This is a genomic window from Rahnella variigena, assembly GCF_003610915.1.
Lineage (GTDB): Bacteria > Pseudomonadota > Gammaproteobacteria > Enterobacterales > Enterobacteriaceae > Rahnella > Rahnella variigena.
This window is the reverse complement of record NZ_NSDJ01000001.1, coordinates 3,382,025-3,405,853: the sequence shown is the minus strand read 5'-3', so window position 1 is coordinate 3,405,853 and position 23,829 is coordinate 3,382,025. Positions and strand designations below refer to the sequence as shown.

Here is a 23,829-nt window from a genome sequence, read left to right as displayed (position 1 = left end):
GGGCGTTCCCGCGCGTGCATACCCTGAGGCCAATTTCCCCTTTGTACTTGAAATAGCAGCAGCGTTAGCAGCACTCAGTCACCCGAATCACTGACTTGTGTCAGCTCATCGGGATCCCTTCGTTTGCTGCCTTGCTGCAATTCCAATTACTTCGGGCACGAGCAATGAAGTTGTATTCCCCGCCATTCACATAATGACAAAGCGCAAATAAGCCTTTGCACAGGAGAGTTCCGGATGAGCAAGTTTCTTGACCGGTTTCGCTATTTCAAACAGCTAGCTGAACCTTTCGCTGACGGCCACGGCCAGACGCTGGATACCAATCGTGACTGGGAAGACGGCTACCGCAGCCGCTGGCAGCACGACAAAGTGGTGCGTTCCACACACGGTGTGAACTGCACCGGTTCATGCAGCTGGAAGATTTACGTTAAAAACGGTCTGGTCACCTGGGAAACCCAGCAGACTGACTATCCGCGCACCCGTCCGGATCTGCCGAACCACGAACCGCGTGGCTGCCCGCGTGGTGCCAGCTATTCCTGGTATCTCTACAGCGCAAACCGCCTGAAATATCCACTGATGCGCAAAAAGCTGATCCAGTTATGGCGTGAAGCCAAACTGAAACACAGCGATCCGGTGGATGCCTGGGGCTCGATCATTAATCAGCCGGAAAAAGCCAAAGAATATAAAGCCGCACGCGGACGCGGTGGGTTTGTGCGTTCAAGCTGGCAGGAAGTGAATGAGCTGATTGCAGCCTCCAACGTGTATACCGCCAAAACTTTTGGCCCGGACCGCATTATCGGTTTCTCGCCAATTCCGGCGATGTCGATGGTGTCTTACGCATCCGGCGCTCGTTATCTGTCGCTGATCGGCGGCGTGTGTCTGAGCTTCTACGACTGGTACTGCGATTTGCCACCGGCTTCTCCGCAAACCTGGGGCGAGCAGACCGACGTGCCGGAATCGGCTGACTGGTACAACTCTTCATATATTATCGCCTGGGGTTCTAACGTTCCGCAGACCCGTACGCCGGATGCTCACTTCTTTACCGAAGTGCGTTACAAAGGCACCAAAACGGTGGCCATTACGCCGGATTACGCTGAAATCGCTAAGATTTGCGACCAGTGGCTGGCACCGAAACAAGGCACCGACAGCGCGCTGGCGCTGGCAATGGGTCATGTGATCCTTAAATCCTTCCATATTGATAATCCAAGTCAGTACTTCACTGATTACGTGCGTCGCTATACCGACATGCCGATGCTGGTGATGCTGGAACCACGTGAAGACGGTTCCTATGCCGCAGGCCGTATGCTGCGTGCGTCCGATCTGGTGGACAATCTCGGTCAGGAAAATAACCCGCAGTGGAAAACCATCGCCTTTGACGAAAACACCGGCGAGCTGGTTTCACCGTTAGGTTCTATCGGTTACCGCTGGGGTGAAAAAGGCCAGTGGAATCTGGAATCCCGCGAAGGGAAAGAACATAAAGACGTCAGCCTGAAGCTGAGCCTGCTCGACGATCACGACGAAGTGGTCAGCGTGGGTTATCCGTACTTCGGCGGCGCGGTCAGCGAGCATTTCAACAGCGTCGCGCTTGATGAAATCCTGATGCACAAACTGCCGGTCAAACGCCTGCAACTGGCAGACGGCAGCACCGGTCTGGTGGCAAGCGTTTACGACCTGACGCTGGCGAACTATGGCATTGAACGCGGCCTGAACGATGAAAACTGCGCGCAAAGCTATGACGAAATCAAAGCCTACACGCCAGCCTGGGCCGAGAAAATTACCGGTGTTTCTCAGCAGAACATCGAGCGCATCGCCCATGAATTTGCCGATAACGCCAACAAAACCCACGGTCGTTCGATGATCATCGTCGGTGCCGGGATGAACCACTGGTATCACCTCGACATGAACTACCGCGGTTTGATCAACATGCTGATCTTCTGCGGTTGTGTTGGTCAGAGCGGTGGCGGCTGGGCACACTACGTCGGACAGGAAAAACTGCGTCCGCAAACCGGCTGGCAGCCACTGGCGTTTGGCCTCGACTGGCAGCGTCCGCCACGCCAGATGAACAGCACGTCGTTCTTCTATAACCATTCCAGCCAGTGGCGTTACGAAACCGTCGCGCCGCAGGAACTGTTGTCCCCGCTGGCAGATAAATCCAAATTTACCGGCAGCATGATCGACTATAACGTGCGCGCCGAGCGTATGGGCTGGTTGCCGTCTGCGCCACAGCTGAGCGTTAACCCGCTGCGCATCGCGGAACAGGCGAAAGCCGCCGGTTTATCGCCGGCTGATTTCACCGTGGCAGCGCTGAAAGAAGGCAGCGTACGCTTTGCTTCTGAACAGCCGGACAATCCGCAGAACTTCCCGCGCAACCTGTTCGTCTGGCGCTCCAACCTGCTGGGTTCTTCCGGTAAAGGCCACGAGTACATGCTGAAATATCTGCTGGGTACTGAACACGGTATTCAGGGTGATGATTTAGGCATTCAGGGCGGTGTGATGCCGGAAGAAGTCGAATGGCAGGCGCAGGGCGGCGAAGGCAAACTGGATCTGGTGGTGACGCTTGATTTCCGTATGTCCAGCACTTGCCTGTATTCAGACATCGTTCTGCCAACCGCGACCTGGTATGAAAAAGACGACATGAATACGTCGGATATGCATCCGTTTATTCATCCGCTGTCAGCGGCTGTGGATCCTGCCTGGGATTCGAAAAGCGACTGGGAAATCTACAAAGGCATCGCCAAAGAATTCTCCCGCGTCTGTGTCGGCCATCTGGGTGTGGAAACCGATGTGGTGACGTTGCCTATCCAGCACGATTCCGCCGCTGAACTGGCGCAGCCGTTCGGTGTGGAAGACTGGAAAAAAGGGGAATGTGACCTGATCCCGGGGCGTACCGCACCGCATCTGATGGCCGTTGAACGCGATTATCCAAATACTTATGAGCGCTTCACGTCGGTCGGTCCGTTGCTGGAAAAACTCGGTAACGGCGGTAAAGGCATCAGCTGGAATACTGACAGCGAAGTCGATTTACTGAAAAAACTGAATTACACCAAAGCGGATGGCACCGCCAAAGGCCAGCCGATGATTAACTCCGCGATAGATGCGGCAGAAGTCATCCTGACGCTGGCACCGGAAACCAACGGTCAGGTGGCAGTGAAAGCCTGGGCGGCGCTGAGCGAAAATACCGGCCGCGACCATACGCATCTGGCGCTGAATAAAGAAGACGAGAAAATCCGCTTCCGCGATATTCAGGCGCAGCCGCGCAAAATCATCTCGAGTCCGACGTGGTCGGGTCTGGAAGATGAACACGTTTCTTACAACGCCTGTTACACCAACGTGCATGAGCTGATCCCATGGCGCACGCTGTCCGGCCGTCAGCAGATTTATCAGGATCACGCGTGGATGCGTGCGTTCGGTGAAAGCCTGCTGGTGTACCGTCCGCCAATCGACACCCGCGCGGCGCAGCCGTTGCTGAATGCGAAGCCGAATGGTAATCCGGAAATGGCGCTGAACTTCCTGACGCCGCACCAGAAATGGGGCATTCACTCCACCTACAGCGACAACCTGCTGATGCTGACCTTAGGTCGCGGCGGCCCGATTGTCTGGCTGAGTGAAGACGATGCGACAAAACTGGGTATCGAAGATAACGACTGGATCGAAGCGTTCAACGCCAATGGTTCACTGAGCGCCCGTGCGGTGGTCAGCCAGCGCGTACCGGCGGGGATGACCATGATGTATCACGCGCAGGAACGCATCGTGAATATTCCGGGCTCTGAAATCAGCCAGCAGCGCGGCGGTATTCACAACTCCGTTACCCGCGTTTGCCCGAAACCGACTCACATGATCGGCGGCTATGCGCAGCTGGCATACGGTTTCAACTACTACGGCACGGTCGGTTCTAACCGCGATGAATTCGTGATTGTGCGCAAAATGAACCGCATCGACTGGTTAGACGATGAAGGCAATGACTACGTGCAGGACGCCGTGCAACAGGAGAAAGCCAAATGAAAATTCGTTCACAAGTCGGCATGGTGCTGAATCTCGACAAATGCATTGGCTGCCACACCTGTTCCGTGACCTGTAAAAACGTCTGGACCAGCCGTGAAGGGATGGAATACGCGTGGTTCAATAACGTGGAAACCAAACCGGGTCTGGGTTATCCGCACGACTGGGAAAACCAGGAAAAATGGAAGGGCGGCTGGATCCGCAAAATCAACGGCAAACTGCAGCCGCGTATGGGCAACAAAGCCAACCTGCTGCATAAAATCTTCGCCAACCCGCATATGCCGGAAATCGATGATTATTACGAGCCGTTTGATTTTGATTATCAGCATCTGCACACCGCAAAAGACAGTAAACATCAGCCGGTAGCCCGTCCGCGTTCACTGCTGACCGGCAAACGCATGAAGAAAATTACCGGCGGCCCGAACTGGGAAGACGATCTGGGCACCGAGTTCAGCAAACGTTCTGCCGATCAGAACTTCGCCAATATGCAGAAAGAAATGTACGGCGAGTTCGAAAATACCTTTATGGCGTACCTGCCGCGTCTGTGCGAACACTGCCTGAACCCGGCGTGTGTGGCGACCTGTCCGAGCGGTGCGATTTATAAGCGCGGCGAAGACGGCATCGTGCTGATCGACCAGGACAAATGCCGCGGCTGGCGCATGTGCCTGACCGGCTGTCCGTACAAAAAAATCTACTTCAACTGGAAAAGCGGCAAGTCAGAAAAATGTATTTTCTGTTATCCGCGCATCGAAGCGGGCCAGCCAACGGTCTGTTCCGAAACCTGCGTCGGCCGTATCCGCTATCTCGGCGTGGTGTTGTATGACGCCGACCGTATTGCCGAAGCCGCGTCAGTTGAGAACGATAAAGATCTCTACGAAAGCCAGATGAGCATCTTCCTCGATCCGAACGATCCTGAAGTGATCGCTCAGGCTGAAAAAGACGGCATTCCGATTTCTGTGATGGACGCTGCGCGCCAGTCGCCGGTCTATAAAATGGCGATTGAATGGAAGCTGGCACTGCCGCTGCATCCGGAATACCGCACATTGCCGATGGTCTGGTACGTGCCGCCGCTGTCTCCGATCCAGTCCGCTGCCGACGCCGGTGCTTTACCGCACAGCGGCGTGCTGCCGGACGTCGAAAGTCTGCGTATTCCTGTGCAATATCTGGCGAACCTGCTGACGGCGGGCGACACCGCACCGGTGCTGCGTGCGCTGAAACGTATGCTGGCGATGCGTCACTTCAAACGTGCTGAAACGGTTGACGGCATCACGGATACCAGCGCGCTGGAGCAGGTCGGATTGTCTGCGGCGCAGGCGGAAGAGATGTACCGCTATCTGGCGATTGCCAACTACGAAGACCGTTTCGTGGTGCCATCCAGCCATCGTGAACAGGCGCGGGAAGCCTTCCCGGAAGCCAAGGGTTGTGGTTTCAGCTTCGGTGACGGTTGTCACGGCAGCGACAGCAAATTCAACCTGTTCAACAGCAAACGCATTGATGCCATCGACATCGGCGCGAAAACTGAAAGGAAGGGCTAATGAACAGTTTACGCATCATCGGCCTGCTGCTGGATTATCCGTCCGAAGACTTGTGGGAACACAAGATGGAGCTTCTCGAGGCGGTCACCCAGTCAGCTGAACTGAACGCAGAACAGCGTCTGGATCTGGCGCTGTACATCACAGATTTCTGTAAAAGGGATCTGCTGGATGCGCAGTCGGCGTATACCGGTTTGTTCGATCGCGGCCGCGCCACATCGTTACTGTTGTTTGAGCACGTGCATGGTGAATCCCGTGACCGCGGTCAGGCAATGGTTGATCTGATGGCGCAATATCGCGAAGCCGGGCTGGAAATTGACAGCCGTGAGCTGCCCGATTATCTGCCGCTGTACCTGGAATATCTCACCACGCGTGACGAACAACAGGCCCGCTACGGCCTGCGCGATATCGCGCCAATCCTGGCCTTGCTGAGTGCCCGTTTGCAGGAGCGTGACAGCCATTACGCCGAACTGTTTGATTTACTGCTGGCGATGTCCGGCAGTGATATCGCCACCGCAACGGTGCGCGAAGGAATTAAACAGGAAGCCCGTGATGACACGCCTGCTGCGCTGGACGCGGTATGGGAAGAGGAGCAAATCAAGTTCCTCGGTGAGCAAAGTTGTGCGTCGGGTGAAGAAGCCGCGCACCAGAAACGCTTTGCCGGTGCGGTCGCACCACAGTATCTGAACCTTGATGAAATGCCTGCGGGGGAACCACGCAAATGACCGACTTCCTCAACAACTTCTTTTTCAATATCTATCCGTATCTGTGCGGCACGGTATTTCTGGTCGGCAGCTGGCTGCGTTATGACTACGGTCAGTACAGCTGGCGTGCGGGCTCCAGCCAGTTGCTGGAGAAGAAAACGCTGCGCATCGCTTCGCCGTTGTTCCACGTCGGTATTCTCGGCATTATCGCCGGTCATGCCTTCGGGATGCTGACGCCGCACTGGATGTATGAATCCTTCCTGCCGGTGCCGGTGAAACAGCAAATGGCGATGTGGGCGGGTGGCGCGTGTGGTGTGATGACCCTGATCGGCGGCGGTATGCTGGTGTGGCGTCGTCTGAGCAACGAGCGTGTGCGTGCGACGTCCAGCTTTGGTGACATCATGATCATCATTCTGCTGGTGGTGCAATGTGCGCTGGGTCTGAGCACCATTCCGTTCTCTGCACAGCATATGGACGGCAGCGAAATGATGAAACTGGTCGGCTGGGCGCAGTCGGTCGTGACATTCCGTGGCGGTGCGGCCGCGCATCTGGACGGCGTAGCATTTATCTTCCGCGTGCATCTGGTGCTGGGGATGACCTTATTCCTGCTGTTCCCGTTCTGCCGTCTGGTGCATATCTGGAGCGCGCCGGTGGAATATCTGACCCGTCGTTATCAGCTGGTACGTAATCGTCGCTGATTGACCTTCACGGATTGTGAAATGACGGTTTTGACATAAAAACGAAGGGCGCTATGATGCGCCCTTATCTTTTTTTTATTGCTCAAGGACGCATCTGATGGCCACCCCAAGACAACCCATGACCGTAGCCCGCCGTTTACTTCGCAACAGCCTGATTTTGCTGGTGATCGGCATTGTTGCCACTATCCACGGTTTAGTGGTCGGCAGCCCTGAAACCCCGCCGGGAGAAATGGCACCCCAACTGATGCTGGGCATCTGGTTTATCTTTATCGGCTGCGTGATGGCGTTGATTAGCTGGCTGGTGATCAGGAACAAGAAGAAAAAAGGGGAGATCTGAGGGCGAGGTTGAATAACCTTAAATTCAACTTCAACTTCAACTTCAAATTCAAGGTCGTGGGCGTCGGCCCACACCGACCAGAGACCCGGTAACGCGCGGGCCTCTGGACTCCGCGCTTTTTTCACTGCGCGCTGTCGCGGGTATGACGGACATGTTCTGGTGCATTCGTGAGTGGCGCAAATCCAGGTGCTTCGCACTGCCTTCTCTCGGTCTTCGAGCCTCTGGTCTCGAAGCCGCTCCGTTCAGCTGAATTTTGAGCACGCCAGTCAACTTATCTAAAAGATAAATCCTTGGGTTTTGAATTTAAGATCGTGCGGGCGATTCAGAAATCTTGCTGAATGAGAGGTTGCAGACCCAAGGCTGCAATCCCGAAATGAAGGAACCGCGCAGCGGCAAGATTTCCAGCCTGTCGCTGCGATACCTGAAACATAGCCAGCGAGCGGAGCGCGCAGTGAAAGAGCCGGAGATTCCTAAGAGGCGCGGCGACAGGCGCCTCTTAGGGCCAGTTTGGGTGGCAACCCAAGGTGTTGACCTTAAAGCCAGTTTGGGTGGCAACCCAAGGTCTTGTTGTTACAGCATTATCAGCATCATATACGCACAGAACAACGCCAGATGCGCAGTACCATTAAGCACATTGGTTCGCCCGGTCGAGAACGATATCTGGCACAGGATCATAACCGCCAGCATCACCACAATGTTGGCTGGCGCCAGGCTGAAAATCAGTTCCTGACCGGTCAGGGTGGCAATCACGGTGACCGCAGGAACGGTCAGTGAGATCGTTGCCAGCACGGAACCGAAGAATAAATTCATGGCACGCTGTACCTGATTCTTCAGTACCGCTTTCAGGGCACCCAGACCTTCAGGAGAAAGAATAAGCAACGCGACCAGGAAGCCGGTGAACTGCGCAGGGGCGTTCAGTTCGGTCAGCAGACTTTCCAGCGGGTTAGCATTGAATTTGGTAACAGCAATGACCAGCACCAGATGGACAATCAGCCACAGTGTGTGCGTCAGATTACTCTTTGAAGACGGTTTTCCGTGTCCATCTTCTTCGCCTTCATCTTCATGCTCGTAAATAAACAGACTCTGGTGAGTTTTGGTCTGAATAAGCAGAAAAACGCCGTACATCGCCGCTGAAATTACCGCAACGAACAACGCCTGTGGCGTGGAGAAGTTGCCAGCGGGCAGGGCGGCAGGCAGAACGAGAACGATCACCGCCAGCGGGAAAATCGCCATCAGATACTGTTTGATACCACCGAGATTGACATACTGGGTGGCAAATTTACGGCCACCGAGCAGCAGGGCAACGCCGACCAGACCGGCAGTAACAATCATGATGATCGAGAATAAGGTGTCACGCATCAGCGCCGGAGCGGCATCGCCTGTCGCCATCAGGGCCGAAATCAGACTGACTTCGAGGATGACCACTGAAAGGCTGAGGATGAGTGAGCCGTAAGGTTCGCCCAGACGGTGTGCCAGGACATCGGCGTGACGTACTACGCTGAAGGCGCTGGCGAGAATACCGATCAGCGCGATTAAATTGATGCCGACGACTGAGGCAAAGTTACTGCTGTTGCCCCAGAAGACGAGAACGATAAGGGCAGCAATAGGGAAAATCAGGGAGTATTCCTGATGGCGGGTTTTTACTTTTGGATGTTCCTGTGAAGACACCATGATGATTATTCTCCTTATAAACACTCACGAATTTACAACCGCCTGTCTGTCGGTTGTAAGCAAAATGCATAGCAGCATAAAATTGTAACTCGTTAAGTATAGTAGATAAATTAATCTGTTAACAGTTTATTATCATGACTCATCTATAAAAACTGTTATGACAGCTATTTTTTGTTGCATGAATCAAATAAATGTCAGTTTAATCTCAAGTTAATTTTCATTGTTAATTATTTAAATACAATAAAAACAATGGCTTGATTTTTAATAATGGGTTTATGCGGGTAATGCGTCAATTTTTGTAAATCATCCCTATACCCACATGAAAAATCGGAGAAATATGGCGTTTTTTAGCCCGCAGGCTGAGATTTGGAATAATCTGGCTGAGTCACCTGAGGTTAGCAGCTAGACTTACCCCTGAGTGCCTGAACCGCACACATTAAATGTAACGATCATGAACGCCATGAAAAAGGAGCAAGTTATGCCTTATCAGAACCGCTCAGCGTTGCCTGACTCTGTTCGTCATGTTCTTCCGGCACATGCGCAGGATATCTATAAAGAAGCCTTTAACAGCGCGTGGGATGAGTATGCAAAGCCAAAAGATCGTCAGGGTGATGATTCCCGGGAAGAGACCGCGCACAAAGTCGCGTGGGCCGCAGTAAAACACAGCTATAAAAAAGGCGATGACGACAAATGGCATCCTAAAAAATCCTGATGTCCGGCGGCGGGTCGGGGAATGCCTGACCCGTTATCTCTCACATTCCCGCCTGTATCCTGCCTGTTTTGCTGTCATTTCCCTCTTAAATGTCAACCTTCTTACAATGTTCACAAAATAATCATTTTATTTTCGTTTTGTGATCGCTCTCAATCTTGATTGCAACGAAAGAAACGAATAAGGTTTCATCAGACAGGGTGATAATAAAATTCCGAATCAACCCTGTCAGCGCCTCAAGTTAAGGCGAAAACTTTCCGATAACCTGATCAGTCCACAACCACGATAGCGGAGAACACAGCGTCAACAGCATGGCATGTTCAAAAGTAAGTCGTACCAAAGGGGGAATGAATGTTAACTCGAGATTTCCTGCGTAACGCAGATTGTAAAACAGCATTCGGCAGCATTGACGAATCAATGCTCCTGACCCCTGAACAACGTGCCGCCTCACTGAGCTGCACACTGGCGCGTCGCCCCGATAACAGCCCCGTCTGGATTTTTGGCTACGGTTCGCTGATGTGGAATCCGGTTTTCGATTCCGAAGAGGCGCGGCCTGCGATTTTGCGCGGCTATCACCGTGCCTTCTGCTTACGTCTGACTTCAGGGCGCGGAACCCATGCGCAACCGGGCCGCATGCTGGCACTGCGTGATGGCGGGCAGACCACCGGGCTGGCATTCCGTCTGCCGGAAGACAAACTGCACGAAGAACTCGAATTGCTGTGGAAGCGTGAAATGCTGACCGGCTGCTATCGTCCGACCTGGTGCGAGTTAGAACTCGATGATGGCCGCACGGTGACAGCGCTGGTGTTTATCATGGACTCCTCACACCCGCAGTACGAAGCGGATACCGATTATCAGGTTATCGCGCCCCTGATTGCGCAGGCCAGTGGTCCGCTTGGCACCAACGCACAGTATTTGTTTGCACTGGAAAAAGAGCTCAACAATTACGGCATGCGTGATGACTGCATGAGCGAACTGGTAAAACAGGTGCGGATGCTGCTGTCGGTCACGCCCGGCTTTGATGTGCCCGGCCTGAGTTAAAGCCTTTCCCCCTTCAAACTGCGCGGGCCCTCCGCGCAATCTTATATCCCCCCAGCAATTTTGCTGCCTGACGTTTTTTTCTGTGAAGAAGCGCAAGGCGACTGCAACGACTGAAACTTCAAAAATCCTTCTGGAAGCAGTATCCCGTCTCTGGCTATTGGTAGTTAGCAGCCATTAAGCATTCCGCTATTGTTGCGCCTGTTGTCACTCAACGCCTTCAACTGTCCTTTACATGGGGACAGTTATGGCACAGTATAGGGAAGCTCAGGGGCATGGATGAAAGCTATATTTGTTGAATTACCCGCTTTTGAAGCAAACCGTTCGGCGTATATGTCCGACGATGAATATCGGATCCTGCAAAATGCGTTATTGCTTTTCCCCACTTGCGGGGATGTGATTATGCATACCGGGGGATTACGCAAACTTCGGTTTCTTGATCGTCAGAGGAATAAAGGCCAGCGGGGTGGTACGAGGATTATTTATTACTGGTGGGTCGCAAAATCGCATTTTCTTCTCATTACTGTGTATGGAAAAAGCGAAGTGAATGACCTGACATTCGCGCAAAAAAAGATGTTAGGACTGCTGTTGAAACAGCATAAGGCGAAACAAGAATGACAATGAAACGGGATCTGTTTGCTGAGATTGCGGATGGCCTGAATGCATGGGGTGAAGCCGGTCAGGGTAAGCGTACGCTTAAAACGGTGGAAAGAACTGTCGATCGTGAAGTGAGACTGAGCGCGGTGGAATTAAAAGAGATTCGGGAGAACCTGAATATTTCGCAGGCGGTATTTGCCTATTACCTGCAAACCGCGCTGACAACCTATCAGAACTGGGAACAGGGCAGAGCGAAACCTAACCGTCAGGCCATTTTGCTGATAAAGCTGGTCGAAAAAGACCCGGCGACATTAGAGCAGCTGGCGGGTTTGGTATAAATTTCGTGGAAATGAATTGGCGAACGGGAGACGTGCTGAGGGGAAAGTGTTTCCCCCCGTCTGGCTCTACACAGAGATCTTGCGTACGGTTTGCCCCGACACGGTTTCCTGCCCGTTCGGTCCGTAGAATTTCTGCGTCTGGCTGGCATTGAGAATAGCCAGCGCCTCGGTGTTATAGGCAATCTGTTTGCCCAGTAACATGCCGTTATGGCGATTGATCTGACTCAGTTTAGTGGTCAGCTGCACGACTTCTTCCCACATTGCCGTAATTTCCGGCTGATGCTGCCCTTGTGGATCTAAGTAGGGTGCATTTTGTTTCAGGCGCTCGTCATGCTGACGACGCTGCTTATCAAGATAGTCTACCGTAGCTAACAGTGAGCTTTTCTGCTCGGTGATATGTTGCAGGGCAGCACCATTAACGCGGCCCGAGCAAAGTATCGTTTGTTCGTGATTAATCACTTGATCCAGAGCTTGCAACGTTTCAACCAAGGTAGTCATGGTCTTGATAAAGTTCTTCATCGGGCCTTAATACCTTCCAACTATTCGTCTTTAATCCTGAAGCCTCAGTTTAAAGACCTTTGAGATAATCCTGCGTGTCCTGCAACAAAGCATCGGCAATTTTGCCGGTATCCATGGTCAGTTTGCCATCACGGATAGCTTGTTTCAGTTCGTCGACACGTGCCGTGTTGATGTCCTGAGCACTGGACTGAGTCAGAGACGCTTGCGCTGAACTCAGGGTCACCGCCGTACCGCTGGTGGTGGTGCCAGAAACGGTGCCTTCTTTGCGCGCAGTCTGAACAGAAGCTTCAGAAGGGTCGCGCTGCTGGATCGAAGTTAAAGGTGAAACACCTTGCGTGCGATCGATAGCCATAATCTTTTCTCCGGTTAGGGTATTCAGGGCTGTTAATTAACACAAAAACCCTAAAAATGCCGTCGTGAGACGACTCTGATACGTTTGTTATCGACATGTGGCGAAATAACTTTAGCCTTTATTGCAATTTTTTGTCCAAAAATGGTTGCAATACAGGGCTAAATCTCCACTGTCACAGAGCCGTCCGGGCCGACCATCCCGTTCACAATCACGCCTGACGGCATTCTGATCCGCACCGAGTCATTCGCTGCTGCATTATTCATCGCCTTTCCGGCACTCGACACATTAAATCCACTGCCTGTTGCCTGAACCTGCACTTCCTGTCCTGCATGCACCATCCACGGACGTCGTAACATCGAAAGCGTTAACGGCTGACCAATGCTGATATTGCGCAATGTAATACCGTTAATCGCCTGCTTGCTGTCGAGAATCGCCTTTGGTGGCAATAAATCTAAACGGCCTGTTTTTTGCTGCAAATCCGTTTCTGCCAGATGCGCGCCCGACGGCACATTTTTCGCCGCGACCCAGTATGTGCCGCTGACCTGTACCTTGGTCTGCACATAACTCTTTTGCCCGTTACAGTTCACCGCTACTGACACATTGCCCCAGGTACGGCTGTTGGGCGAAAGCATAAATTGTGGTGATAAACACTGGGGCTGACGCGCCGCGGGTGTGGTGACCAGCACCGTCACCTGCATTCCGCTTTGCGCATATTGCTGGCGGAAGAACTGCTGGATTTGCGAGGACAGCAGTGTATCGCCGTTCGCCGAAGCTGGCACGCTTTTGACCTGCTCGTTTTTCACGGGCACAGACTGTGCATAACTCGCCGCACCGGATGTCGCACCCAGAACGATGCAGCCCAGTGTGATACCGAAACGACGGATTCTCTGCCTGTTCATACGCAATTCACCTTTGTGCCAACTTACTACTGGCGACAAGTCTACGCGCACTTTTCAATTCCTAAAGGAACAAATAGCGGACGATTTTGCGCTTATTCAGACGATAGGCAGTTGACACTCGCATTTATGCTGTCGACTCCAAAATCTCACTTTGCGGAGGGCGCATGCTCGACAAATTGAACGCCGCACTACAGTTCCAACAGGAAGCGCTCAACCTGCGTGCCCAGCGGCAAGAAATACTTTCAGCCAATATTGCCAACGCCGACACCCCGGGGTATCAGGCGCGCGATATCGATTTCGCCAGTCAGTTGCAGAAGGTGATGGAGCAGGGGCGCGCGAATGGCAGCGGTATGTCTTTAGCATTGACATCCGATCGCCATATTCCGGCGTCGAACGTCCAGCCTGCAGATATGGATCTGATGTATCGGATCCCTGACCAGCCGTCAGCCGACGGTAACACGGTCGATATGGACCGTGAACGTACTAATTTCGCGGATAACAGCGTGCGCTATCAGACCGATTTGACCGTCCTCGGCGGCCAGATCAAAGGGATGATGTCGGTGCTGCAAGGATAATAACCCATGTCAATGCTCGGTATTTTTGATATCGCCGGTTCTGCGCTTGCTGCGCAGTCTCAGCGCCTTAACGTCAGCGCCAGTAACATGGCCAACGCCGACAGTGTGACCGGCCCTGATGGCCAGCCGTACAAAGCGAAGCAGGTTGTTTTTCAGGTGGATGCGGCGCCGGGTCAGGAAACGGGCGGCGTGAAAGTGGCGCAGGTCGTTGATGATCCGTCTCCGGACCGCCTGGTCTTCCAGCCGGGCAATCCGATGGCGGATGCCAAGGGCTATGTGAAGATGCCAAACGTAGATGTGGTCAGCGAAATGGTGAACACCATCTCCGCTTCCCGCAGTTATCAGGCCAACGTCGAAGTGCTTAACACCACCAAGTCGTTGATGATGAAAACCCTCACTCTGGGGCAATAGCGGAGCGAAACATGGCCATTACCACGTCGATTAATGACACCACAGACAACACCACGATCACCAGCACCAGTTCTGGCGGTTCGTCCACTACGGGCGCCAGTTCTGCCGATGATTTATCCAGCAGTTTTCTGACGCTGTTAGTCGCACAGCTGAAAAACCAGGATCCGACCAACCCGATGGATAACAGTCAGCTGACCAGTCAGCTGGCACAGATCAGCACCGTGAGCGGGATTGAAAAACTCAACACCACACTCGGCAGCATTTCGGGACAAATCACCAGCGGTTCTTCCGTACAGGCCAGCTCATTGATTGGTCATGGCGTCATGGTATCCGGCAGCGCCATTCTGGTTGGCAGCGATACTGACGGCACCGTCAGCACTACGCCATTCGGTTTTGAGCTGGAAACAGCGTCCGATACCACCACGGCCACCGTCAGCGATTCCACCGGCAAAGTGGTGAAAACCATCTCGCTGGGCGGTCAGACCGCCGGTGTTCACAGTTATACCTGGGACGGCACGCAGGACGATGGCACCAAAGCACCGGATGGCGGCTACACCTTCAGCATCAATGCCCTGAATAACGGACAGCAAATGGTCGCGACACCGCTTAACTATGCGCTGGTCAATGGTGTCACCACCAGTTCATCAGGCACCACAGCGCTGGATCTCGGGGTGCGGGGAACCGCTTCCGTCGATTCAGTTCGTCAGATTTTATAAGCCGTTGGCTCACTTCCTTTGCAGGAAGAAGAGCTGAAATCCTTAACTTCATGCAGCAACTACACACAGAAAAATGGAGCTAACATGAGCTTTTCCCAAGCAGTCAGCGGCCTGAGCGCGGCATCCACCGACCTGGACGTGATCGGTAACAACATCGCCAACTCCGCCACCGTGGGTTTCAAAACAGCGACCGCTTCTTTCGCCGATATGTTTGCCGGTTCTCAGGCAGGCATGGGCGTTAAAGTCGCGGCTGTTACGCAGAACTTTAACGATGGCACCACGACCAACACCTCACGTGGCCTGGACGTGGCGCTGAGCGGCAACGGTTTCTTCCGTCTGGCCGACAGCAGCGGCACGGTTTATTACTCGCGTAACGGCCAGTTCTCCCTTGATGCTAACCGCAATCTGGTGAACTCGCAGGGTCTGAGCGTGACAGGCTATCCGGCAACGGGTACGCCACCGACCATCGCCGCCGGTGCGCAGCCTACCGCGCTGAGCGTTCCGACCACCATGATGAGTGCGAAAGCCACTACCGCAGCCACCATGGTCGCTAATCTGAACTCTACTGACACGGCTATTCCGGCAGCGAAGACGTTCAATGCTAACGACGACACCACGTACAACTACGTCAACAGCATCACCACCTATGACTCTCAGGGTAACGCGCACGATAACAACGTGTACTTCGTGAAAACCGCGTCTAACAACTGGGATTTGTACTCACTCGACAGCAGTGTGGCCGGTTCTGCCGCCACCAAAATGGGTACGCTGCAATTTGATACCAGCGGCGCACTCGCCAGCGCAACCCAGGCTGACGGCACTGTCAATGCTGACGGTTCCCTGCCGATCGTGATGAATACCTCCACCAACGGCACCGTGACGCCGCAGTCTGTTGGCCTGAACTTCACCGGCAGTATCCAGCAGAGCACCGGCAGCGACAGCATCGGTTCCCTGACGCAGGACGGTTACGCCGCGGGTCAGATGACCGGCTACACCATCAATGATGACGGCACCATCACCGGGACTTACTCCAACCAGAAAACGCAGCTGCTGGGACAGATTGTCCTGAGTTCCTTCTCTAACCCGGAAGGCCTGCAATCTGAAGGGAACAACGTGTGGACGGCAACGTCTTCTTCCGGTCAGGCCGTTAACGGTGTGGCAGGCGCGGGTGGTTTTGCCAGCATGACCAGTGGGGCGCTGGAATCTTCCAACGTCGATCTGAGTGCTGAACTGGTGAACATGATCGTTGCTCAGCGTAACTATCAGTCGAACGCGCAAACCATCAAAACTCAGGACTCCATCCTGAACACGCTGGTTAACCTGCGTTAAGACGCTCTTTTTTACTTTGAGAACAGGGCAGCACTATGGATCACGCTATCTACACCGCGAGCGGCGCAGCGAGCCAGACACTGGTTCAGCAGTCGGTCACGTCAAGCAACCTTGCTAACGCCAATACACCCGGCTTTCGCTCGCAACTTTTAGCCATGCGCGCGGTGCCGGTGGAAGGTCAAAGCCTGCCGACCCGTACGCTGGTCACGGCGTCCACGCCGGGCGCAGACATGACGCAAGGCAAACTTAACTACACCGGCCGTCCGCTGGATGTGGCTTTACAGCAGGACGGTTTCCTTGCGGTGCAGATGCCTGATGGCACTGAAGCTTATACCCGTAACGGCGACATGCAGGTGTCACCGACTAACCAGCTGACCGTACAAGGTCATCCGGTGATGGGGGATAACGGCCCGATCGAGGTTCCGCCGAACTCACAGCTGACGATTTCTGCGGACGGCACTATCGCCGTGCTCGAAGCCGGCGCTGACCCGAACACCATGGGGCAGCTCGGTAAGCTCAAGCTGGTGAAAGCCGCAAACAGCGAAGTGACCCGTGGCGACGACGGCATGTTCCGTCCGACCCCGGCCACGGCGCTGGCGCGGGGTGCCGCTCTACAGGCCGACCCGACGATTCACGTGATGCCGGGAACACTTGAAGGCAGCAACGCGGATCCGGTCTCGACCATGGTTGACATGATTGCCAACGCCCGCCGCTTTGAGATGCAAATGAAAGTCATCCACAGCGTCGATGAAAATGAACAGAGTGCCAACAATCTGCTGTCAATGAGCTGATGATGGCAGAGGAGTAATGACATGATCCCATCGCTGTATATTGCGAAAACCGGTCTGGATGCCCAGCAGACCAACATGGACGTTATCGCCAACAACCTGGCGAACGTCAGCACCAACGGCTTTAAACGCCAGCGTGCGGTATTTGAAGACCTGCTTTATCAGACAGTCCGCCAGCCAGGTGCGCAGTCTTCTGAGCAGACCAACCTGCCATCTGGTTTGCAGATTGGTACCGGTGTGCGTCCGGTGTCGACTGAACGTCTGTTCTCGCAGGGCAACCTGTCGCAGACCAGCAACAGTAAAGACATCGCCATCAAAGGCGAAGGTTTCTTCCAGGTCCAGCTGCCGGACGGCACCACCGCGTATACCCGCGACGGTTCTTTCCAGGTGGATCAGAATGGTCAGCTGGTGACGTCGAGCGGCTATCAGGTGATCCCGGCCATCACTATTCCGACCAATGCGCTGAGCATGACGGTCGGTCGTGACGGTATCGTCAGCGTGACCCAGCAGGGGCAGACGGCGGCACAACAAGTCGGCCAGCTGACGCTGAGCACCTTCATCAACAACAGCGGTCTGGAATCCATGGGTGAAAACCTTTATCAGGAAACCCAGAGTTCCGGCGCGCCAACCGAAAGTACTCCGGGACTTAACGGTGCCGGCCTGTTGTATCAGGGTTATGTCGAAACCTCGAACGTCAACGTGGCGGAAGAGCTGGTCAACATGATCCAGACGCAGCGCGCTTACGAAATCAACAGTAAAGCCGTGTCGACCTCGGATGAAATGCTGCAGAAACTTTCGCAGCTGTAAGTTTTCAGTTCGTCATAACTTTTAGTACGTAACAACTTTTTGTACGTCATTACTTTTAGTACGTAACAACAAAGTGAAAGTGGCTGTCGCGGGTTCGGGCAGCCACAAAAAACAAGAGGACTGGGGCCTGACGGCATCAGTCCTGAACCGGTTCAGATCCCTACCAGGTCGATTTTTTTAAGGCGATAACTGTGGTGAGCAAAAAAATAACGTCGGTAATGACTTCTTATACAGACCGACCAGGCAAGCTGGTGCTGCCGCTGTTAATCACGTTACTGGCGAACGGCTGCGCGTATATGCCGCATACCCCGCTGGTACCCGGAACCACCACAGCGACCCCTGCGCCCGCCGCACCGCCGGTACCTAACGGTTCGATTTTCCAATCCGTTCAGCCGATGAACTATGGGTATCAGCCTCTGTTTGAAGACCGCCGTCCACGTAACATCGGGGATACTCTGACCATTGTCTTGCAGGAAAACGTCAGTGCGAGCAAAAGCTCCTCGGCGAACGCCAGCCGCAACGGGTCAACCACCTTTGGCGCCGCCACCACGCCGCGCTACCTGGAAGGGCTGTTCGGTAATGCCCGCGCCGATCTGGATATGTCCGGTGCCAATACCTTCGCCGGTAAAGGCGGCGCAGCAGCCAATAACACCTTCAGCGGCACCCTGACCGTGACGGTCGCGGAAGTGCTGGCTAACGGCAACCTGAAAGTTGTCGGTGAAAAACAAATCGAAATTAATCAGGGAACCGAATTCATCCGGTTCTCCGGTGTGGTCAACCCGCGCACCATCAGTGGTGCAAACGCCGTTATCTCCACGCAGGTGGCAGATGCGCGCATCGAATACGTGGGTAACGGCTACATCAATGAAGCGCAGAACATGGGCTGGTTGCAGCGGTTCTTCCTAAACTTATCGCCGTTATAACGAGGCAATCATGCGAAAACTACTTTCCGGTGTTATCTGTCTGGCGATGTCCGCCCTGGTGGCACTGCCTGCATCCGCCGACCGTATTCGTGATCTGACGACGGTACAAGGCGTGCGTGATAACGCCCTGATCGGCTACGGCCTGGTCGTCGGCCTCGACGGAACCGGTGACCAGACCACGCAAACCCCGTTCACCACCCAAACGCTGACCAACATGTTGTCTCAGTTAGGGATAACCGTTCCGGCCGGTACCAACATGCAGCTGAAAAACGTGGCCGCCGTGATGGTGACTGCCAAAATGCCAGCGTTCTCGCGTGCCGGACAGGCGATTGACGTCGTGGTTTCCTCTATGGGTAACGCCAAAAGTATTCGCGGCGGCACCTTGCTGATGACGCCGATGAAAGGCGTGGATAATCAGGTTTACGCACTGGCACAGGGTAACGTGCTGGTTGGCGGAGCGGGCGCGTCTGCCGGTGGCAGCAGCGTGACGGTCAACCAGGTTTCAGGCGGTCGTATTACCGGCGGCGCAACCATCGAACGTGAATTGCCAAGCACCTTCGGCACCGAAGGCGTGATCAACCTGCAACTTAATGATGAAGATTTCAATCTGGCGCAGCAGGTCAGCGACGCCATTAACCGTCAGGGGATGGGCACCGCCTCGGCGCTGGATTCCCGCAATATTCAGGTCATCGTGCCGCGCGGCAACACCTCGCAGGTGCGCATTCTGGCGCAGATTCAGAATATTGAAGTGAATGTCGGGCCGATGGACGCGAAAGTGATTATCAACTCCCGTACCGGTTCGGTGGTGATGAACCGCGATGTGACGCTGGATAATTGTGCGGTCGCACAGGGCAATCTTTCTGTGGTGGTCGATCGTCAGAACGATGTCAGCCAGCCAAACACGCCGTTCGGCGGCGGTCAGACCGTGGTGACGCCAAACACCAATATTTCCGTGCGTCAGTCCGGCGGTTCTATTCAGCAGGTGCGATCCAGTGCCAGCCTGAATAACGTGGTCCGTACCCTGAACGCGTTAGGCGCGACGCCTATCGACCTGATGTCCATTTTGCAGGCCATGAAAACAGCCGGCTGCCTGCGCGCTGATTTGGAAATTATCTGATGAGCGATCTGATGTCGATGTCCGGTGCTTTCGACCCGCAAGGGGCGGCGTACGATGCGAATTCCCTCAACAAACTGAAGCGGGATGTCGGACAAAATCCGCAGGCGCATCTCAAAGAAGTAGCGAAACAGTTTGAAGGCGTCTTTGTCCAGATGATGCTGAAAAGTATGCGTCAGGCATTGCCGCAGGGGGGCATTCTCGATAACCAGTCCACCAAACTTTATACATCGATGTACGATCAGCAAATTGCACAGGACATGTCCGACAAAGGGTTGGGCATGGCCGATATGATGGTGGAACAGCTGACCGGCGGCTCTAAACAGCCTTCGGAGCTGTCCGGTACGGTGCCAATGGCGCTTGACGGTGAAGTGCTGAAAAGTATGCCGGTGCAGGCGATGGAACAGTATCTGCGTAAAGTCATTCCGACCGCCCCGGACCGCACCACCGGTGGCGCGCCGCTGCCGGCTGACAGTGGACAGTTTGTGTCCAGCCTGAGCATTCCGGCGCAGGTGGCGAGTAAAGACAGCGGGATTTCGCATCAGCTGATCATGGCGCAGGCCGCGCTGGAATCCGGCTGGGGACAACGCGAAATTCCGACCGCCGATGGCAAACGCAGCTTCAACCTGTTTGGTATCAAAGCGGGCAGCAGCTGGGATGGCCCGACCACCAATATCACGACTACCGAATACACCAACGGCGTGGCGAAAAAAGTCCAGGCCAGTTTCCGCGTTTACGGCTCTTACGTGGAAGCCATCAGCGATTACATCAAACTGCTGACCAGCAACCCGCGTTACGCCCAGGTCGCCTCCGCCAATACCCCTGAACAAGCCGCGCATGAACTGCAACGTGCAGGCTATGCCACCGACCCGAATTATGCCGACAAACTGGTCAGCGTTATTCAGAAAATTAAAGGGGCAGGCGAGCAGGCGGTTAAGGCTTATGGCCATGATTTAAAAGATATCTTTTAGATCCCCAAATCCTCGTTTTTTTTCTCAAGTTTTGGCGGTGCAGGCCGATAACCAGATCAGAATGGGAAAAGGGGAAAGCCCCGATTCAGTTCCCTTAATTACACGGTGGTAAAAAAGGTCACCGGCAGACAAAAGGTCACTCATGTCCAGTAGCTTAATTAATACCGCAATGAGCGGACTGAACGCAGCGCAGGCCGCGCTCAGTACCACCGGGAACAACATCGCTAACGTCAGTGTGGCCGGTTATAACCGTCAGACGGCGATCATCACCCAGAGCAACGGCAACTCCACCTCCGCCGGTTACATCGGTAACGGTGTGACCGTGACCGGCGTGAACCGTGAATACAATTCCTTTGTAGTGACCCAGTTGCTTGGCGCCAGCGCCACCGGCAGCGCGCTCTCAACGCAGCTGGATCAGGCAAGCTCAATTGATGACCTGCTGGGCGACAGCTCAACCGGCATCGACGCCACCATGTCCACCTTTTTCAAAGGCCTGCAAACCCTGACCAGCAATGCCAGCGACAGCTCGGCACGTCAGGCGGTTCTCGGCGAAGCGCAGGGCTTAACCGCGCAGTTCAACAGTTCAGCGAAATACCTGAACGACATGAATACTGCGGTGAATCAGCAGATCACGCAGAACGTCGACCAGATCAACACCTTTGCGGCGCAGATTGCCAAACTGAACACGCAGATCACGGCAACCCGTGGCAGCACCGGTCAGGAACCTAACGCACTGCTCGATCAGCGTGACCAGCTGGTCAGCCAGCTGAACGACATTACCGGTGTGACCGTGACACAGCAGGACGGCGATACTTATAACGTCTCCTTTGCTAACGGCACGCCACTGGTGAGCGGCGGCAACTCTAAAACGGTGGTGGCGGTGGCTTCCAGCGCGGATCCGTCCAAACTGACCGTCGGTATGACTCAGCCGGACGGCACTGTTTCTGAAATTCAGGAAAGTCGTCTGACCACCGGATCTCTCGGCGGCACACTGGCGTTTCGTAAAGACAACCTCGAGCCGGCCATTAATCAGCTCGGGCAACTGGCACTGACCTTCTCTGATGCGTTCAACAGCACCAACAAAGCCGGTTTTGATCTCAACGGTGACGCAGGGACAGATTTCTTCTCTTATACCGGCGCAACGACCGTAGGTAACACCAAAAACACCGGCACTGCCGATGTCAGCGTGGCGTACAAAGACACCACCGCGGTGAAAGCCAGTGATTACACCATGGCCTATAACGGCACCAGCTGGGATGTGACCCGCGTTTCCGACGGCGCAAAAATCACGCCAACGGCAGGCACCGACAGCAGCGGCAATCCGACCATGGAATTCGACGGATTATCGGTTTCTGTTTCCGGCACGCCATCGACCAATGACAGCTTCACCATCAAAACCGTCAGCAACGTGGCGGGAAGCATGGGTGTGGCGATCACCGATTCTTCACTGATTGCCGCTGCCAGCGCAGCCGACAGCGGTGTGAGTGATAACACCAACGCGCAAAAATTACTGAACTTGCAGACCGCCAAACTGGTGGAAGGCAAGTCTACGCTGTCCGGCGCTTACGCCAGCCTGGTGAGCAACGTCGGGAACCAGGTGGCGACACTGACCACCACCAGCACCGCGCAAAGCAATATCGTGACGCAGCTGACGACGCAACAGCAGTCGATCTCCGGGGTTAACCTCGATGAGGAATACGGCGATCTGCAACGTTATCAGCAATATTATCTGGCTAATGCCCAGGTTGTGCAGACGGCGTCGACGATATTCGACGCCATTATAAATCTCCGCTGATCCCAGAACTGATAAGGAACTGATGCCATGCGCCTTAGTACCAATATAATTTACCAACAAAACATGGATGCGGTACTGGATGGGCAGAACCGTTTCCAGGCGACCGGTTTACAGCTGTCTACCGGCTCGAAAGTCAGTAAGCCTTCTGATGATCCGCTGGCGGCTTCACAGGCCGTGCTGGTGCGACAGGCGCAGTCTGAAAACAGCCAGTTCTCTGTTGCGCGTACTTTTGCTAACCAGAGCATGAGTCAGGAAGAATCGATTCTTTCGAGCGTGACGTCCACCATTCAGGATGCACAGACGCTGATCGTGCAGGCCGGTGATGGCTCGCTGAGTGACGATGACCGTTCTTCTCTGGCCACCAAGCTGGAAAGTCTGAAATCGCAGTTAGTGAATATGGCGAACAGTACCGACGGTAACGGGCGCTATATTTTCGCCGGTTACAAAAGTGATACCGCGCCCTACACGCAGGATCCGACCACCGGTGCGGTGACGTATTCCGGCGGCGATACGGCGATCACCCAGCAGGTTGATGCCAGCCGTACCATGACCATCAACCACACGGGTAATCAGATTTTCAACTCCCTGACCGGTGATGCGAAGAAAGAGCCAGACGGCACGACCGGCGAATCCGATATCTTCAAGACGATCGACGGCGCGCTGACCGCACTGAAAACGCCTTCAGCGGATTACACCTCGGATACTGAATATTCCGACGCGATCGATAAAGCCAACCGTGGCCTGAGCAACTCACTTAATAACGTATTGTCCGTGCGTTCCGAGCTCGGTACGCAAATGAGTGAGCTCGACAGCCTCGATACGCTCGGTGATAACCGCGACGTGACCAACTCCACCAAGCTCAGCAATCTGGTTGATACCGAGTGGACCTCAGCGATTTCCACCTACACGCTGCAACAGGTTGCACTTCAGGCGTCGTACAAGACCTACAGCTCCATGCAAGGTATGTCGCTGTTCCAGATGAACTCGTAATCCCTCCGGCGCGCCAGCAC

The 23,829-nt window shown here is 54.3% G+C and carries 24 protein-coding genes; 20 read left to right on the top strand and 4 right to left on the bottom strand.

Features of this window, described 5'->3' with window-relative positions; all coding sequences use genetic code 11:
* Nucleotides 1-234 precede the first annotated feature (234 nt).
* The 5 genes from CKQ54_RS15740 (at nt 235) to CKQ54_RS15720 (ending at nt 7,267) form a co-directional block, all read left to right on the top strand.
* Nucleotides 235-3,999: a nitrate reductase subunit alpha gene (locus tag CKQ54_RS15740; RefSeq protein ID WP_120163020.1), complete on the top strand. Its 3,765-nt coding sequence runs from the start codon at nt 235-237 to the stop codon at nt 3,997-3,999.
* Nucleotides 3,996-5,531 carry a nitrate reductase subunit beta gene (gene narH / locus CKQ54_RS15735; protein WP_120163019.1) on the top strand — a complete coding sequence of 512 codons (1,536 nt, stop codon included), beginning with the start codon at nt 3,996-3,998 and terminating at the stop codon, nt 5,529-5,531. Before CKQ54_RS15740 ends, narH begins: the two co-directional genes overlap by 4 nt.
* A complete protein-coding gene (gene narJ, locus CKQ54_RS15730) occupies nt 5,531-6,253 on the top strand; it encodes a nitrate reductase molybdenum cofactor assembly chaperone (protein WP_120163018.1) in 723 nt (240 codons plus the stop codon). The genes narH and narJ overlap by 1 nt, the downstream gene beginning before the upstream one ends.
* Nucleotides 6,250-6,930 (top strand): respiratory nitrate reductase subunit gamma, encoded by a 681-nt coding sequence (gene narI / locus CKQ54_RS15725; protein WP_095922190.1) that lies wholly within the window; start codon nt 6,250-6,252, stop codon nt 6,928-6,930. Before narJ ends, narI begins: the two co-directional genes overlap by 4 nt.
* Before the next feature lie 97 nt (nt 6,931-7,027).
* Nucleotides 7,028-7,267 carry a hypothetical protein gene (locus CKQ54_RS15720; RefSeq protein WP_112291735.1) on the top strand — a complete coding sequence of 80 codons (240 nt, stop codon included), beginning with the start codon at nt 7,028-7,030 and terminating at the stop codon, nt 7,265-7,267.
* A gap of 570 nt (nt 7,268-7,837) precedes the next feature.
* Here CKQ54_RS15720 and chaA read toward each other — a convergent pair.
* Entirely contained in the window at nt 7,838-8,938 is a 1,101-nt protein-coding gene (chaA, locus tag CKQ54_RS15715; RefSeq protein WP_120163017.1) for a sodium-potassium/proton antiporter ChaA, read from the bottom strand.
* A 478-nt stretch (nt 8,939-9,416) separates the two neighbouring features.
* Between chaA and chaB the strand changes: the two genes are divergently transcribed.
* The 4 genes from chaB (at nt 9,417) to CKQ54_RS15695 (ending at nt 11,620) form a co-directional block, all read left to right on the top strand.
* The gene (chaB, locus tag CKQ54_RS15710; RefSeq protein ID WP_112289791.1) at nt 9,417-9,650 is read left to right on the top strand and encodes a putative cation transport regulator ChaB; all 234 of its coding nucleotides are present in this window, start codon (nt 9,417-9,419) and stop codon (nt 9,648-9,650) included.
* Nucleotides 9,651-9,998: 348 nt separating this feature from the next.
* The gene (locus tag CKQ54_RS15705) at nt 9,999-10,688 is read left to right on the top strand and encodes a gamma-glutamylcyclotransferase (protein ID WP_112289793.1); all 690 of its coding nucleotides are present in this window, start codon (nt 9,999-10,001) and stop codon (nt 10,686-10,688) included.
* 276 nt (nt 10,689-10,964) lie between these two features.
* Nucleotides 10,965-11,303, top strand: coding sequence for a toxin (locus tag CKQ54_RS15700; RefSeq protein ID WP_120163016.1), 339 nt, complete (start codon nt 10,965-10,967; stop codon nt 11,301-11,303).
* 2 nt (nt 11,304-11,305) lie between these two features.
* Complete coding sequence (locus CKQ54_RS15695) at nt 11,306-11,620, top strand: helix-turn-helix domain-containing protein (protein WP_425272813.1); 315 nt, start codon at nt 11,306-11,308, stop codon at nt 11,618-11,620.
* A 66-nt stretch (nt 11,621-11,686) separates the two neighbouring features.
* Here the strand turns inward: CKQ54_RS15695 and CKQ54_RS15690 are convergent, their stop codons facing one another.
* The 3 genes from CKQ54_RS15690 to flgA all read right to left on the bottom strand — a co-directional run bounded on the left by CKQ54_RS15690 (nt 11,687) and on the right by flgA (nt 13,390).
* Complete coding sequence (locus tag CKQ54_RS15690) at nt 11,687-12,139, bottom strand: flagella synthesis protein FlgN (protein ID WP_120163014.1); 453 nt, start codon at nt 12,137-12,139, stop codon at nt 11,687-11,689.
* Nucleotides 12,140-12,188: 49 nt separating this feature from the next.
* On the bottom strand, nt 12,189-12,491 hold the full coding sequence (gene flgM / locus CKQ54_RS15685) for a flagellar biosynthesis anti-sigma factor FlgM (protein WP_112289796.1): 303 nt from the start codon (nt 12,489-12,491) through the stop codon (nt 12,189-12,191).
* 158 nt (nt 12,492-12,649) lie between these two features.
* Entirely contained in the window at nt 12,650-13,390 is a 741-nt protein-coding gene (flgA, locus tag CKQ54_RS15680; protein WP_120163013.1) for a flagellar basal body P-ring formation chaperone FlgA, read from the bottom strand.
* A 164-nt stretch (nt 13,391-13,554) separates the two neighbouring features.
* Here flgA and flgB point away from each other — a divergent pair, with 164 nt between their 5' ends.
* The 11 genes from flgB to flgL all read left to right on the top strand — a co-directional run bounded on the left by flgB (nt 13,555) and on the right by flgL (nt 23,809).
* A complete protein-coding gene (gene flgB / locus CKQ54_RS15675; protein ID WP_120163012.1) occupies nt 13,555-13,965 on the top strand; it encodes a flagellar basal body rod protein FlgB in 411 nt (136 codons plus the stop codon).
* Between the two features lie 6 nt (nt 13,966-13,971).
* The gene (flgC, locus tag CKQ54_RS15670; RefSeq protein WP_112289801.1) at nt 13,972-14,376 is read left to right on the top strand and encodes a flagellar basal body rod protein FlgC; all 405 of its coding nucleotides are present in this window, start codon (nt 13,972-13,974) and stop codon (nt 14,374-14,376) included.
* 11 nt (nt 14,377-14,387) lie between these two features.
* Entirely contained in the window at nt 14,388-15,092 is a 705-nt protein-coding gene (gene flgD / locus CKQ54_RS15665; protein ID WP_112289802.1) for a flagellar hook assembly protein FlgD, read from the top strand.
* Between the two features lie 84 nt (nt 15,093-15,176).
* The gene (gene flgE, locus CKQ54_RS15660) at nt 15,177-16,421 is read left to right on the top strand and encodes a flagellar hook protein FlgE (protein WP_112289804.1); all 1,245 of its coding nucleotides are present in this window, start codon (nt 15,177-15,179) and stop codon (nt 16,419-16,421) included.
* Nucleotides 16,422-16,456: 35 nt separating this feature from the next.
* On the top strand, nt 16,457-17,212 hold the full coding sequence (locus CKQ54_RS15655; protein ID WP_112289805.1) for a flagellar basal body rod protein FlgF: 756 nt from the start codon (nt 16,457-16,459) through the stop codon (nt 17,210-17,212).
* 21 nt (nt 17,213-17,233) lie between these two features.
* Nucleotides 17,234-18,016: a flagellar basal-body rod protein FlgG gene (flgG, locus tag CKQ54_RS15650; RefSeq protein WP_120163011.1), complete on the top strand. Its 783-nt coding sequence runs from the start codon at nt 17,234-17,236 to the stop codon at nt 18,014-18,016.
* A gap of 218 nt (nt 18,017-18,234) precedes the next feature.
* The gene (locus tag CKQ54_RS15645) at nt 18,235-18,939 is read left to right on the top strand and encodes a flagellar basal body L-ring protein FlgH (protein ID WP_120163010.1); all 705 of its coding nucleotides are present in this window, start codon (nt 18,235-18,237) and stop codon (nt 18,937-18,939) included.
* A 10-nt stretch (nt 18,940-18,949) separates the two neighbouring features.
* Entirely contained in the window at nt 18,950-20,056 is a 1,107-nt protein-coding gene (locus CKQ54_RS15640; protein WP_120163009.1) for a flagellar basal body P-ring protein FlgI, read from the top strand.
* Nucleotides 20,056-21,024: a flagellar assembly peptidoglycan hydrolase FlgJ gene (gene flgJ / locus CKQ54_RS15635; RefSeq protein WP_120163008.1), complete on the top strand. Its 969-nt coding sequence runs from the start codon at nt 20,056-20,058 to the stop codon at nt 21,022-21,024. Before CKQ54_RS15640 ends, flgJ begins: the two co-directional genes overlap by 1 nt.
* Before the next feature lie 142 nt (nt 21,025-21,166).
* The gene (gene flgK, locus CKQ54_RS15630; RefSeq protein WP_120163007.1) at nt 21,167-22,819 is read left to right on the top strand and encodes a flagellar hook-associated protein FlgK; all 1,653 of its coding nucleotides are present in this window, start codon (nt 21,167-21,169) and stop codon (nt 22,817-22,819) included.
* Nucleotides 22,820-22,846: 27 nt separating this feature from the next.
* The gene (flgL, locus tag CKQ54_RS15625; protein WP_120163006.1) at nt 22,847-23,809 is read left to right on the top strand and encodes a flagellar hook-associated protein FlgL; all 963 of its coding nucleotides are present in this window, start codon (nt 22,847-22,849) and stop codon (nt 23,807-23,809) included.
* Nucleotides 23,810-23,829: the final 20 nt, after the last annotated feature.

Excerpts from the sequence above, each read along its gene's own strand:
- flgC (WP_112289801.1), top strand. The coding sequence starts at position 13,972 with ATGTCAATGCTCGGTATTTTTGATATCGCCGGTTCTGCGCTTGCTGCG.
- flgB (WP_120163012.1), top strand. The coding sequence starts at position 13,555 with ATGCTCGACAAATTGAACGCCGCACTACAGTTCCAACAGGAAGCGCTC.
- flgE (WP_112289804.1), top strand. The coding sequence starts at position 15,177 with ATGAGCTTTTCCCAAGCAGTCAGCGGCCTGAGCGCGGCATCCACCGAC.
- chaB (WP_112289791.1), top strand. The coding sequence starts at position 9,417 with ATGCCTTATCAGAACCGCTCAGCGTTGCCTGACTCTGTTCGTCATGTT.
- CKQ54_RS15645 (WP_120163010.1), top strand. The coding sequence starts at position 18,235 with ATGACTTCTTATACAGACCGACCAGGCAAGCTGGTGCTGCCGCTGTTA.
- CKQ54_RS15720 (WP_112291735.1), top strand. The coding sequence starts at position 7,028 with ATGGCCACCCCAAGACAACCCATGACCGTAGCCCGCCGTTTACTTCGC.
- flgK (WP_120163007.1), top strand. The coding sequence starts at position 21,167 with ATGTCCAGTAGCTTAATTAATACCGCAATGAGCGGACTGAACGCAGCG.
- CKQ54_RS15695 (WP_425272813.1), top strand. The coding sequence starts at position 11,306 with ATGAAACGGGATCTGTTTGCTGAGATTGCGGATGGCCTGAATGCATGG.
- CKQ54_RS15690 (WP_120163014.1), bottom strand. The coding sequence starts at position 12,139 with ATGAAGAACTTTATCAAGACCATGACTACCTTGGTTGAAACGTTGCAA.
- narI (WP_095922190.1), top strand. The coding sequence starts at position 6,250 with ATGACCGACTTCCTCAACAACTTCTTTTTCAATATCTATCCGTATCTG.
- narH (WP_120163019.1), top strand. The coding sequence starts at position 3,996 with ATGAAAATTCGTTCACAAGTCGGCATGGTGCTGAATCTCGACAAATGC.
- flgG (WP_120163011.1), top strand. The coding sequence starts at position 17,234 with ATGATCCCATCGCTGTATATTGCGAAAACCGGTCTGGATGCCCAGCAG.
- CKQ54_RS15740 (WP_120163020.1), top strand. The coding sequence starts at position 235 with ATGAGCAAGTTTCTTGACCGGTTTCGCTATTTCAAACAGCTAGCTGAA.
- narJ (WP_120163018.1), top strand. The coding sequence starts at position 5,531 with ATGAACAGTTTACGCATCATCGGCCTGCTGCTGGATTATCCGTCCGAA.
- CKQ54_RS15640 (WP_120163009.1), top strand. The coding sequence starts at position 18,950 with ATGCGAAAACTACTTTCCGGTGTTATCTGTCTGGCGATGTCCGCCCTG.
- flgM (WP_112289796.1), bottom strand. The coding sequence starts at position 12,491 with ATGGCTATCGATCGCACGCAAGGTGTTTCACCTTTAACTTCGATCCAG.
- CKQ54_RS15705 (WP_112289793.1), top strand. The coding sequence starts at position 9,999 with ATGTTAACTCGAGATTTCCTGCGTAACGCAGATTGTAAAACAGCATTC.
- CKQ54_RS15655 (WP_112289805.1), top strand. The coding sequence starts at position 16,457 with ATGGATCACGCTATCTACACCGCGAGCGGCGCAGCGAGCCAGACACTG.
- flgL (WP_120163006.1), top strand. The coding sequence starts at position 22,847 with ATGCGCCTTAGTACCAATATAATTTACCAACAAAACATGGATGCGGTA.
- flgA (WP_120163013.1), bottom strand. The coding sequence starts at position 13,390 with ATGAACAGGCAGAGAATCCGTCGTTTCGGTATCACACTGGGCTGCATC.
- flgJ (WP_120163008.1), top strand. The coding sequence starts at position 20,056 with ATGAGCGATCTGATGTCGATGTCCGGTGCTTTCGACCCGCAAGGGGCG.
- flgD (WP_112289802.1), top strand. The coding sequence starts at position 14,388 with ATGGCCATTACCACGTCGATTAATGACACCACAGACAACACCACGATC.
- chaA (WP_120163017.1), bottom strand. The coding sequence starts at position 8,938 with ATGGTGTCTTCACAGGAACATCCAAAAGTAAAAACCCGCCATCAGGAA.
- CKQ54_RS15700 (WP_120163016.1), top strand. The coding sequence starts at position 10,965 with ATGAAAGCTATATTTGTTGAATTACCCGCTTTTGAAGCAAACCGTTCG.